At 72.9% G+C, this 11,845-nt stretch carries 8 protein-coding genes and 2 pseudogenes; 2 read left to right on the forward strand and 8 right to left on the reverse strand.

Annotated elements, in window-relative coordinates; all coding sequences use genetic code 11:
- The 3 genes from ACFE86_RS17345 to ACFE86_RS17355 all read right to left on the reverse strand — a co-directional run.
- The coding region (locus ACFE86_RS17345; protein WP_375456573.1) for an ABC transporter permease at positions 1–817 on the reverse strand (817 nt) is incomplete at its 3' end.
- Between the two features lie 204 nt (positions 818–1,021).
- On the reverse strand, positions 1,022–2,617 hold the full coding sequence (locus ACFE86_RS17350; RefSeq protein ID WP_375456574.1) for a peptide ABC transporter substrate-binding protein: 1,596 nt from the start codon (positions 2,615–2,617) through the stop codon (positions 1,022–1,024).
- Between the two features lie 4 nt (positions 2,618–2,621).
- Positions 2,622–3,059, reverse strand: a complete 438-nt coding sequence (locus ACFE86_RS17355; RefSeq protein WP_375456575.1) for a heme-binding protein — start codon at positions 3,057–3,059, stop codon at positions 2,622–2,624.
- A gap of 76 nt (positions 3,060–3,135) precedes the next feature.
- Here ACFE86_RS17355 and ACFE86_RS17360 point away from each other — a divergent pair, with 76 nt between their 5' ends.
- On the forward strand, positions 3,136–4,266 hold the full coding sequence (locus ACFE86_RS17360) for a hypothetical protein (RefSeq protein ID WP_375456576.1): 1,131 nt from the start codon (positions 3,136–3,138) through the stop codon (positions 4,264–4,266).
- A gap of 39 nt (positions 4,267–4,305) precedes the next feature.
- Here the strand turns inward: ACFE86_RS17360 and ACFE86_RS17365 are convergent, their stop codons facing one another.
- Together ACFE86_RS17365 and ACFE86_RS17370 are read right to left on the reverse strand one after the other, a co-directional pair.
- Complete coding sequence (locus ACFE86_RS17365) at positions 4,306–5,211, reverse strand: alpha/beta fold hydrolase (RefSeq protein ID WP_375456577.1); 906 nt, start codon at positions 5,209–5,211, stop codon at positions 4,306–4,308.
- Between the two features lie 80 nt (positions 5,212–5,291).
- The gene (locus ACFE86_RS17370; RefSeq protein ID WP_375456578.1) at positions 5,292–6,377 is read right to left on the reverse strand and encodes a WcbI family polysaccharide biosynthesis putative acetyltransferase; all 1,086 of its coding nucleotides are present in this window, start codon (positions 6,375–6,377) and stop codon (positions 5,292–5,294) included.
- Between the two features lie 274 nt (positions 6,378–6,651).
- Here ACFE86_RS17370 and ACFE86_RS17375 point away from each other — a divergent pair.
- Positions 6,652–6,795, forward strand: a pseudogene (locus ACFE86_RS17375) (MFS transporter); the annotation flags it as partial.
- 44 nt (positions 6,796–6,839) lie between these two features.
- Here ACFE86_RS17375 and ACFE86_RS17380 read toward each other — a convergent pair.
- The 3 genes and pseudogenes from ACFE86_RS17380 to ACFE86_RS17390 all read right to left on the reverse strand — a co-directional run.
- Positions 6,840–9,821 carry a class I SAM-dependent DNA methyltransferase gene (locus ACFE86_RS17380; RefSeq protein ID WP_375456579.1) on the reverse strand — a complete coding sequence of 994 codons (2,982 nt, stop codon included), beginning with the start codon at positions 9,819–9,821 and terminating at the stop codon, positions 6,840–6,842.
- 198 nt (positions 9,822–10,019) lie between these two features.
- Positions 10,020–11,204: a glycosyltransferase gene (locus ACFE86_RS17385; RefSeq protein ID WP_375456580.1), complete on the reverse strand. Its 1,185-nt coding sequence runs from the start codon at positions 11,202–11,204 to the stop codon at positions 10,020–10,022.
- A 103-nt stretch (positions 11,205–11,307) separates the two neighbouring features.
- Positions 11,308–11,845 (reverse strand): annotated as a pseudogene (locus ACFE86_RS17390) (ABC transporter ATP-binding protein); the annotation flags it as partial.

Consider the following 11,845-nt stretch of genomic DNA (forward strand, 5'->3'; position numbering starts at 1 on the left):
GGGTGTAGTCGCGGTTGAGCGCGCCCTCGACGAAGTAGCGCCCGATGCCCGGCAGCCCGAAGATCGTCTCGACCACCACCGAACCGGTCAGCAGCGAGGCGGAGAGCGGCCCGAGGATCGCGACGACGGGGAGCAGCGCGCCGCGCAGCACGTGCCGGGCGACGCGCCGGGGCGGCAGGCCGAGGCTGCGCATCGTGCGCACGTGCGGCGCGCGCAGGCCCTCCGCCATCGCCGCGCGGGTCAGCCGCGCGATCGCCCCGGCCTGCGGCAGCGCCAGGGTGATCACGGGCAGGATCAGGTGGGCGGGCGCGCCGCCCTCCCAGCCGCTCACCGGCAGCCAGCGTAAGGTGAGCCCGAAGGCGATCTGCAGCAGCGGCGCGACGACAAAGCCCGGCACCGAGAGGCCGAGCGAGGCCGTCAGCCCGACGACGCGGTCGACCCATCCGCCGGCGCGCAAGGCGGCCAGCGCCCCGAGGCCGATCCCGAGGGCGAGCGCCAGCGCCAGCGCCAGCGCGCCCAGCGTCATCGAGACGGGCAGGCCGCGGGCGAACAGGTCGGCGACGCCGAGGTCGCGGAACGAGAACGAGGGCCCGAGGTCGCCCCGCGCCAGCGCCGCGAGGTAGCGCCCGAACTGCACGGGGAGCGGCTGGTCGAGGCCGTAGACGCGGCGCAGGTTCTCCATCGCGGCCGGGGCCAGCGGCCGCTCCAGGTCGAACGGGCCGCCGGGCGCCAGCCGGATCAGGAAGAAGCTCGCGGCGATGACCACGAACAGCGTCGGGATCGCCTGGAGGAGCCGGCGCAGGACGTAGCCGATCACGGGCGGGCCGCGGTCGTTCGGAGCTGCGCGGCAAGCGCATCGCGGCACCCGCTCCCAGGGGGAGAGGGCTGGGGTGAGGGGCGTGCCGCATCCGGATGGGTCACGCCCCTCATCTCCTCCTCACCCTGGGGAAGGCGCCTGCGCCAAGGCCCGCCGCCGCATCGCGCTTCGCCGTGAGCGGGCCTCGACCCGACGGGACGGCGCTCATCGCTCCAGCCGCAGGAACCGCGTCGGCGTGGCGTTGCGCAGGTTCGGCACGTAGCCGTGCAGGCGCGGGGAGATCAGCGCCTTCGAGCGGGTGTGCATCATCGGAATCCAGGGCAGGTCCCGCACCACGATCGCCTCGGCACGATGGAGCACCTCGGCGCGGGCCGCGAGGTCGTGCTCGGCCGCCGCCTGCGCGAGGAGCCGGTCGTACGCCGCATTCGACCAATGCCCGGGGTTCATCCCGTCGTTGCCGGTGGCGAGCAGGAACAGGAAGTTCTGCGGGTCGGAATAATCCGCGATCCAGGACATGCGCGCGACGTCGAAGTCGCCGCCGTCGCGCAGGTACGCGAAGTGGGTCTTGGCGTCGGTGTAGACGAAGCGCGTCGCGATCCCGAGGCCGCGCCACATCTCGGCCACCGCGACCGCGGTGTTGCGGTTGTTGTCGCCGGTGTTGAAGCGGTACTCGATTCGCAGCGGGCGCCCGGGGCCGAAGCCGGCTTCCGTGAGCAGGCGGCCGGCCGTCTCCTCGTTGTCGATCGGCAGGCTCGTGCGCCCGTCGGTCTCCGGCGGCGCGCGGTAGTTGTCGAGGCCGGGCGGGCAGAGGGCGTAGGCCGGGCTCATCGTGCCGCCCCACAGCGCCTCGGCGAGGTATTCGCGGTCGAGCGCCAGCGACAGGGCGCGGCGGACGCGCACGTCGTCGAACGGGGCTTTCCGGGTGTTCACCGCGAGCGCGTAGAGGCCGAGCGCGGGCCCGAGCACGACCTGATCGCCGAAGCGCAGCTTGAGCGAGGCCATCTGGTCGCCGGGCAGGTCGGCGAGCGAGTCGAGCTCGCCGGCCCCGTAGCGGCGCACCGCGCTCGACAGGTCCGGCGTCGGCACGAAGGCGACGCGCGGGATCGCGACCGCGTCCGCCGCGTGGAAATGCGGGTTCCTCGCCAGGACGATGCGGTCGTTGGGCACGGATTCGGCGAGGCGGTAGGGTCCGTTCGAGACGAGGTTGCCGGGCCGGGTGAAGCCGTCGCCGTAACGCTCCACCGACGGGCGGTGGACCGGCAGCGCGGTCTGGTGGGCGAGGAGTTCCAGCAGGTAGGGCGTCGGCGCCTCGAGCCCGATCGTCACCGTGCGCGCATCGGGTGCCGCGACGCCGAGCGCCGCGACCGGCGCCGCGCCGCGGTTCACGGCGGCCGCGTTGCGGATCGGGAACAGGACCTCGGCGTACTTCGCAGCGGTGTCCGGGGCGAGGATGCGGCGGAGCGCGTAGACGAAGGCCTCGGCCGCGAGCGGATCGCCGTTCGACCAGCGGCCGTCCGCGCGGAGCGTGAACGCGTAGGTCAGCCCGTCGTCCGAGACGCGCCAGGATTCCGCGGCGCCCGGGATGATGGCGCCGTGGTTGTCGTAGGTCAGCAGACCGTCGAACAGGTCGCGCAGGATATGCGCCTCGGCGACCGTCGAGGAGCGGTGGGGATCGAGCGTCTCGGGGTCGGCGTCGTTCCCGCGGCGGTACTCCGCCTCGGACGCGCCGTGCGCGCGCGCCGGCCCGGCCAGGGCGAGGGCGCCCGCGCCCCTCAGCCAGTCGCGGCGCGGCAGGCGCATCGGCTCAGGCGCCGGTCTCGGGCCTCAGCCCTGCCGCCTCGATGCCGGCGACCGCGCAGATCTCGTCGTTGTCCGAGGTGTCGCCCGAGATGCCGACCGCGCCGAGCAGGCGGCCCTCGCGGGAACGGATCAGCACCCCCCCCGGCACCGGAACCAGCGCCGCCGGCCCGACCAGGTGGCTCACGGCGGCGACGAAATAGGGCTGCGCCTCGGCGCGGGCGTGGATCGCCCGCGAGCCGAGGCCGAGCGCCAGGGCGCCGTTGGCCTTGGCCGAGGCGATCTCGGGCCGGCGCAGCGACGCCTCGTCCTCCACCTGGACACATTTCAGAGACCCTCGGGCGTCATACACGACCACCGCGAGCGGCTTCAGGCCGCGCGCCCGCGCCGCCTCCAGGGCGGTCGCAACGATGGTCCGGGCGGCCTCGAGCGTCAGGTCGATCATCGGAACCGATACGAATGCGAGGGGACGGGGAGCCGGGCGGATCGTCCGCACCGGCCGGAGAGAGGACGAGGAGGCGATGACGATGCGTCGCGCGATCATCCATATCGGAATGCCACGGACGGGGTCCACCTCGCTGCAGCAGGTGCTCGCGACCCTGCGCCCGCGGCTGGGGCGGGCCGGCCTGCTCTATCCGGAACTGGCGCCGCCCGGGGCGCCCGACGGCGCCGACGTGAACCACCAGAGCCTCGGCGAGGCGCTGGACGGACGCCGCCCGCGGGCTCAGCGCCGCACGATCCTCGAACGCCTCGACCGGACGCTGGCCGAGACCGACGCCGACACCGTGATCCTCTCCTACGAGGATTTCTCCGTGCAGCGGCCGGGTTTTCGCGCGCCGGAGACGCTGGCCGCGATCTTCGCCCGCCGCGGCTTCGCGATGGAGGTCGCGATGGCGGTCAAGCCGCCGTTCGAGTTCCTGAACTCGGCCTATGCCCACCGCGCCCAACTGGTCAAGGAAACGCGAAGCTTCCGCGGCTACGCGCGGGCGCACCGGCGCTCCGGGCGGCTCGACTACCGCGCGCTGATCGCGCCGTGGGCGCGGGCGGCGAACGGACCCGTCACCGCCGTGCCGCTGCGCGACGCGCGCTCCGACGCCACGCTGGTGGAGCGGTTCGTCGCGGCGCTCGGTCTCACGGAACGGCTCGGCCCGATGATGGACGCGCAGACGCTGCGGACCGTGACCAACCGCAGCCCCGGCCCGCTCGCGGTGGAGGCGTCGCGGCGGCTGCGGCGGCTGCGCGTGCACCGGCAGGTCGCAGGCCATCCGCGCCGCGTCGGGCACGTGCTCGATCAGGCGGCGTGGTCGCGCGGGCTCGACCCGGAGCCGTTCCGCGGCGACGCACCGGACCTGCGCGACGAGATCGCGGAGCGGTTCGCAAGCTCCTGCGAACGCTTCGCCGAACTCGCCTGGGGCACGTCCTGGGACCGCGTGGTGGCCGCAGCGCCCGCGCGCGCGCCGAACGAGTGGGCGGGCCGGCCGATCCCGCCCGAGACGGAAGCGCAGGTCGCGCTCCTGATGCGCGAGACCATGCGCCGGTTCGACTTCCACGCGCCGCCGGCCTGGCGCAGCGCCCCGGCGGACTGGGCCGAGGCCGCGGCGCAGGGCCTCGCGCGGCTCGCCGGCTACGAGTCCCGCTGGCGGGTCCACTGAGCGGCGCGACGTTGCGGATCGCGGGCGCGGACGCGCGCGTCAGCGCAGCCCGGCGACGAACGCGTCGTAGTGGGCGGTCACCGCGTCCAGCACCTCGAAATGCGGGAAGGCGCCGGTCGGCAGGCTCTCGATCCGCCAGTTCGGCCGCTCCGCAAAGCGCGGGGCGTCGCGGTAATCGACGAAATCGCCCCGCGTGCCGTGCAGCATCAGCACCGGCTGCGTCAGCGCCTCGTAGAGGGTGGTGGCATCTGTCGGGAACAGCAGGCCGGACAGGAAGCAGGACGGCGCGTGCCGCGCGCCGGGCTGGTGGGCCGAGAGGTAGTCGTAGGCGAACAGGCCCTCGTCGATCCGCTTCGAGCCGAAGGTCTTGGCCAGGAAGAAGCGCATGCTCGGCCGGCTGACGAGCAGGGCGAACAGCGGCCGGCCGAGGACGCGCGAATCGAAGATCGCGCGCACCCTCGCGCTGCCGCGGACGCCCCCGTCGGGTCCGCGGCCCGCGAGCCGGCGGTCGAAGCCGGTCGGGCTGATCAGGCCGAGTCCGCGATAGTCCTGCGGGCGTTCGACGGCTGCGCGCGCGAGGTAGGAGGCCGAGAGCGAGAGCGCGATCGCGTCCAGGGGTGCGCCGCCGTGCCGCCCGCGGATCGCGGCGGCGACCGCGTGGATCGCATCCGCCATGGTGCGCGGCGTGTAGAGCCGGGGCGCGCGCTCCGAGAAGCCGTAGCCCGGCAGGTCGAGGGCGTAGACCGGGCGCCGCCCGCGGTAATGCGTGTAGAGCGGGCGGACCTCGTAGGCGTTGGCCGCCGCGTTGATCGAGTGCACGAGGAGCAGCGGCACCCCGTCCGCCTCGGCCGAGCCGTAGAAGCTCACCCGGCCCGCGTCGGTGTCGATTACTTCGCGGTGGCCGGGCAGGGCCGGCGGCAGCACGGTGTGGGGTCTGTGCGCCATCGCCTCGCCTCAAGGTGGATCGCCGAGGCGACAACGTGGGGGGCTCGGCGAACGTTGCCTTGCCGCGGCGACGGGCGCCCTCACCCGGCGGCCGTGCGCAGTCCGGCTTTCGTCGGGTCGGCCGGGAGCGCCGAGATCCGGCCCGGCGTCGCGGGCGGTCTGAGCGCATCCCCGGCGGCGGCGCGCAGGAAGGACGACACGTCGCGGTCGGCAAGCCACGCATCGACCGTCCTGCAGACCAGGGTCTCCGGCCGCCGGCGGGCATAGGACTCGTAGCTCTTCGCGATGAAGACCGGGAGCGTCATCGTCCGGGCCGGGCCGGTGCGCGGCGTCGCGGCCTTGAGGAACAGCGCGCTGCCGGGCACCCCGTAGAACGTGCCGATCTCAGGGTAGACCGGCCAGCTACCGAAGGCGCCGAGGTCGTCGGGCAGGTAGGCGTCGAGGTCGCAGGCGCCGTAGGCGATGCCCGCCCTGTCGAGCAGGCCCCGGGCGAGGTCGGCGGCGACGTGCATCTTGATGTGGTTGTTGGCGTGCATGAAGCATCCGCGCCGCGCCCAGCGCACGAGGAGCGGGTCGAGGTCGTACCCCGCCTGCTCCCCGAGGGAGCGCAGGTGCGCGACGGACGCCGCCCAGCCGTCGAGGTAGCCGAGGCGCCGGTAGACCGGCTCGGAGAACAGCCGCAGCACCTGCGCGGGCGCGAGGCCGGCGTGATAGCCGAACAGCGCGAGGCCCGAATGGGCATGGCCCATCGGGCCGGAGACGAACTGCGCGAGGCGGGACGCATCCTGCCGGCCGAGGTTCACCAGATCGGGATGGAACGCGGAGAAGACGATCGTCGGGATCAGCATCGCGCGCGGATGGGCGCGCAACGCCTCGATGGTGCCGCCGTCGCGGAACGGCGGAAGATAGATGTTGGAGAACACCCGGTCGTGGCGGTCGGCCTCCGCCAGCAGGTCCCGCATCCGCGGGAAGCGCCGCGCCGCCTTGAAGGACGAGACGAAGGTCACCTCCGCCTCCGGCACGAGGAAGCGCATCGCCCGCGCGATCGCCGCACCCTGGCACACCCCGATCACCAGGATGCGCGGCGAGCCCGCGGGCTGCCGGCGGAACGCGGCGAGCTGCGACAGGCGGTAGCGCGCGCGTCGAAGGTCGGCGATGTCGAACATGCGTCCCCCCGCACCCCTTGACCGACGAAAGCTACATTCGATCCTGCTCACACGTTTCTCGCAGGACCCGCAACCCTGGACCTGCAATCTTCGCGGCCGCGCGGCTTGCGTGCCACAGTCGCGGGGCATCGCCCGTGGATCGCCGCCGACGGGCGCCGCGCGACGTCGCCCTCGTGTCCGGCCGGCGCGGGCGGGATGGCCGACCGCCGACCGCGCCGGTACGAGACCGGAAGCGGACGGGACATGGCTCAGGCGGAGATCGGCGCGCGCGACGCTGCGCACGGTGACGGGGCGCATCCTGCCGTTCCCGATGCTCGCCTACTTCGTCGCCTTCATCGACCGGGTGAATGCCGGCTTCGCCGCCCTGCAGATGAGCCAGGACATCGGCCCGTCGGCGGCGCGGTTGTGGGGCGGCGCGCCGGGGCCCGGGCGCGGCAGGCGGCCGGCGTGACCGCGGGCGCCCTATCGCCCGGCGGCGGCGCGCGCTTGGTTGAGCGCGAACAGGCGCTCCAGGATCGCGTCGTCGGTCAGATCGGCCGGCCAGCCGTAGGCGGCCGCCACCGCCGCGTCGAGGCGGCGGTGGGCGTTGTCGAGCCAGGCCGGCCGCGCGTTGTAGAGGGCGGTCAGCGTGCGCGTCTTCAGGACGGCCGCCGCCGCCGCGTCCTTCGGCAGGACCCGGTCGGGATAGCCCGGCACCACCTCCGGCTCGATCCGCACGAGGTCGGCCGGGTTGAGCCAGTTCTCGCGCAGGCGGTTCAGCTCGGCCGCGGCCTCCGCGATGGCCTTGGCGCGCGGGTCGTCGGCGTAGTCGGCCGCCGGGATGTCGGGGGTGAGGTTTTCGGGGAAGGGGAAGGTCTCGAAGGTGGTGGAGGGTGTGTAGCGCGGATCGTTGCCGACACCGAGCGATGTTCCAAGTCTTATTGACCAAATTTCATGAATATTTGATTGTAAAAAGCCAAAAGATACATCGTCGTCCCTAGCAATCGAAACTGTTGCAGAATCAGGAAAAACAGTCTTATCTGCCCAAATAAATAGCCTGTATTTTGCAACTCGTGGTGTAATTAGATAACGATTGAGCTTGGCAGATGCACTTCGCCAGCCGTCCCCGCTCTCTCCGTGTCTCCACCACTGCTCGGCACGCCATTGCCTGCGATTTTTGATTCTTTCTGGGCGAACTTCATTCAACACGTACTGGAACGGCGCCTCAAAAAGTGAAGCAGAGGCCTGATCACGTTTGAAGAAATCCACCACCCATCTATCCGAACATCTTCGCGCGATGTCCGACGCATTAAGTATTGGATACAAAACCTCACGATTACCATATCCATTTGGATTAAGTGGTAATTTCAGCCATCCACGCGCAATATCTCCCGGAACTTGAAAGGAGCCGATCAGTACGGGGCCTTGGAAGCCGAGTTCGCGATTCTCATTCAGCCGCCTCGCCATTGCAAGGTTGATTCTTGAACCTGTCAGGTCGGCGTTCAGCCGGGTCACAGCCATTCCGTTGAGACGAAGCCCGTCAAAACCTACTCCAAAGCCAATCATCGACACCCGGACGGCCGCACCCTTCAGAACCCAAGGCTCATCGGACCAAGCCTCGCGGATCGCGCCAGCCGCCGCGATCGGCTCCAGCACGCGCCGGTTGGCGCCGCCGCGGATCGAGTTCGTCGTCACCAGCCCGGCCCTGCGGACGCCGACGCCGTCCGTGCCCGTCGGGCCGCCCACCGCCCGCCACGCCTTCTCCACCCAGTAGCAGACCAGATCCGCCTCCGCCGGCACACGGCCGCGATAGGCGGAGAACAGCCGCTCGACGGTGGCGTCGCCCAGGCCGTCGCGCAGGCGCTTGCCGCCCAGGAACGGCGGGTTGCCGACGATCACGTCGGCCGGCGGCCACGCCGCCTCGGTGCCGTCCGGGTTGAGCAGGGCGTCGCGGTGCTCGATCGTGTCGAGGGCGTGCAGGACCGGCTCGACGTAGGCCGTGTAGCCGTTGCGGCGCTCCCATTGCAGGTTGCCGATCCACAGGGTGACGCGGGCGAGTTCGGCCGCATACGCCTCGATCTCGAGGCCGCGGACGGCGTCGAGGCCGACGCGGGGCGGAACCTGCGGCACGCCGAGCCGGTCGGCGTCGAGCAGCGCGCGCAGCTCGATGTCGCGCAGCGCATGCAGGGCGACGTACAGGAAGTTGCCCGAGCCGCAGGCCGGGTCGAGCACCCGGAAGGCTGCCAGCCGCGCGAGGAACGCGTCGCGGAGCGCGGTGGCGCGGGCGAGCGCGGCGTCGCGGCGCTTGGCGATGTCGGCGAGCGCCCTGCGGCGGCCCGCCTCGCCGGCCCGGTAGGCGGCGGCGCCCGCCTCCATCGCGAGGGCGGCCGCCTCGTGGACGGCCTTGCGCTCCGCGTCGGCGGCATCCATCGCGTCGGCCTCGCCCCGGATGGCGGGGAGCGCCGCCGCCCATTCGGCCGCCAGCGGCCGGATCACCACCGGCTCGACGATCTTCAGGATCTTCTCGCGGTCGGTGTAGTGGGCGCCGAGCGCGGCGCGCCGGCCGGTGGTCTTCAGGGCTTCCTCGAACATCGTGCCGAACACCGCCGGGTCGATGTTCGACCAGTCGTGCTCCCGGGCGGTGCCGGCGAGCAGGTCGAGGTCGGCCCGCTCCAGCGGCAGCGCCTGCGCGTCGTCGAACAGGCCGCCGTTGAACCAGCGCACCACGTCGGCGCCGAAGAAGCCGCCGGTGCGCATCGTGGAGAACAGGCCGTCGAACTGCGCCTTGGCCTGCGCCGGCTTGAAATACGCCACCCGCGAGAGCGCCAGCATCAGGCGCGTGAACAGCCCCTTGGGCAGGATCTCGGCATCCTCGGCGAAGAGGCAGAAGATCAGGCGGTTGAGGAAGTGCGCCACCGCCTGCGGCTCGTGCCCGCGCTCCTGCAGGCGGCGGCCGAGGTCGCCGAAGCGCGCGGCGGCCTTGGCGGTGAGCTCCTGCGGGCTCAGGCCCGGCTTGAGCGCCTCTGACCCGGAGAACACCTGCCGCAACTCGTCGAGGCGGGCGGGCTCGCGCAGGTCGTCGAAGCCGTAGGTCAGCGTGCGGCGGACCGTGTTCGTCCAGTTGGTGTGGACGACGATCCGCTCCATGTCGCAGACGACGAGGTAGGGCGGGTTCTCCAGGTCCGGCGCGTAGATCTGGAGCTGGCGCAACGCCGCGCTCAGGTCCTTGTGCTTGCCCTTGTATTCCCAGCCGAAGCAGCCGCGGCGCCACACGTCGGCCCAGCCGTCGCCGCCGCCGACCTTGGTGGCGCCGCGCTCGAAGCAGTAGCTCGCGCCGAGCGGGTCGGCATCGGTCGGGTTCGGCTCGCCGATGAGCGCGCAGAGGTCGTTGAAGTGGCTCTGCGCACCCTGGCGCTCGCGGAGTTCGCTCCGGCTCCACTTCTCGATGAACGCGGCAGGGGTCATGGGGTCCGCGGTCATGGGGTCCGGGCGAAGATCCCTTCCTGGCAGGCGGTGCTATCGCAAACGCATCAACGGAGCGTTTCCCGGACGGGCGATGCGCCGGAGCCTTCGGCTCGGGGCGGGGACGAGCCTTGGCACGGCCCCGCCCGCGCCGCCAGCGGCCTCGGGCGCACCACCCGCATCGACGGGCCGGGCCCGATCCTACTCCGCCGCCTCCGGTGCCGGAACCCCGGCGACGTCCGGCCGCGTCCGGGCCGTCCGCCACGCGTCGCGCAGGCCGGCCCACGCGCGCACCGCCGGCAGCACCGCCTTCGCGAGGCGGATCTGGCCGGGCAGGTCCCGCACCCCGATCGGACGATGACCGAGCCGCGGGCTGGCGCGCTCGGCCTCGGCGACGGCTTGGCCGAGCAGGGGCATCGCGGCGATCCGGCGGGCGTCCTCCGGCGGGATCGCGAGGCGGCGCGCCCAGCCCCGCGTCGTCCCGAGCCGGCCGGACGCGTGCAGGCGCCGCAGCCGGCGGCGCCAGAGGTAGCGGACGAGCGCGCGCGGCAGCGGTTCGAGCCGCGCGTCGCAGAGCGCGCCGGGGTCCTCGCAGCGGGCGCGGATGGTGTCGGCGACGCCCCCCGGCGCCCGGCCGGCGAGGCGGGCGGAGACGAACACCATCACCGCCGGGTCGTGGCGCACGCGAAACCCCTGCGCGCGGAGGCGCGCCACGAAGGCCGCGTCCTCGCCGAGCGGGATCTCGGGCATCCCGCCGACTTGGGCGTAGGCGTCGAGGCCGACGCCGAGCGTCGCGCCGATGGTGGTGCGGTGGCAGGGCCAGGGGTCGTTCGGGTCGGGGTCGATCCGCGCCTCCGCCTCGGTCAGCAGCGCATCGTAGGCATCCTCCAGCTTTCCGCGGGCGCGCAGCGCCGGCGGCAGCAGGGCGGCCTCCTCCGGGATGAGCTCGACGCGGCCGGCGACCGCGTCGGCGCCGGCGGCGCGCGCGCGGAGGTTGGCCGCGACCCAAGTCGGCGGCACGCGGCTGTCGGCATCGGTGGAGAGGATCGTGCCGGACGCACCCAGCCACGCGGCTGCCGCATCCATCGCCGCGCGGCGCGCCCAGCCGGCATGGGCGCCGTCGAACACCGTCTCGATCACCCGCACCGGCACCGACAGGCGCGGCACGTGGTCGGCGACGATCCGCGCGGTGTCGTCGGTGCAGTTGTTGAGGAACAGCACGAGGCCGAGGCTGCCGGGCCGCAGGCCGGCCTGGGCGTCGATGGCGCGGAGGCAGGCGGCGATGCGCTCGGCCTCGTTGCGCACGGGGATCGCGACGATCGTGTCGGGGATCGCGGCCGACGACGTCTCCGGCACCCTCGCAACCGGCACGACAACGTCAGCCATCGTCATGCCCCGACCGGCGCCGCCCGGACGCAAGGCGACGCTTGGTATCGTGGAGCGGAGGCGTCCTGTCGAGGGGCGGTCCGGCGCAGGAGGGCCGACGGCCTCACGCCGCCCCCTCGATCGCCCCGCTCACCGCCAGCCATTCCTCCTCCGCCGCCCCGAGCGCCGCCACGGCGTCGGCCCGCATCCTGGAGATCTCGCCGGCCTTGGCCGCGTTCTGCCGGAAGGCGGTGCCGTCGCCGAGCGCCGCGTCGATCTTGGCGATGGCCGCGGTGAGCTTGTCCATGCGCGCCTCCAGGCCCTCCAGCTTCCGGCGCAAGGGGGCGAGCGCGGCGCGGCGCTCGACCGCCGAGCGGCGCGCCTCGGCCTGGCGGCCGCCGGCGGCGTCCTCGTCGCGCGCGGCCTCGCGCTCGGGGCCGGCGAGGATCAGGCGGCGGTAATCGTCCATGTCGCCGTCGAAGGTCCGCACCGAGCCGTCGGCCACCAGCCACAGCCGGTCGGCGCAGGCCTCGACCAGGAAGCGGTCGTGACTGACGAGGATGACTGCGCCCTCGTAGTCGTTGATCGCCTCGACCAGCGCCTGCCGGCTCTCGATGTCGAGGTGGTTGGTCGGCTCGTCGAGGATCAGCAGGTGCGGGCCG

Source organism: uncultured Methylobacterium sp. (assembly GCF_964244095.1).
Taxonomy (GTDB): Bacteria; Pseudomonadota; Alphaproteobacteria; order Rhizobiales; family Beijerinckiaceae; genus Methylobacterium.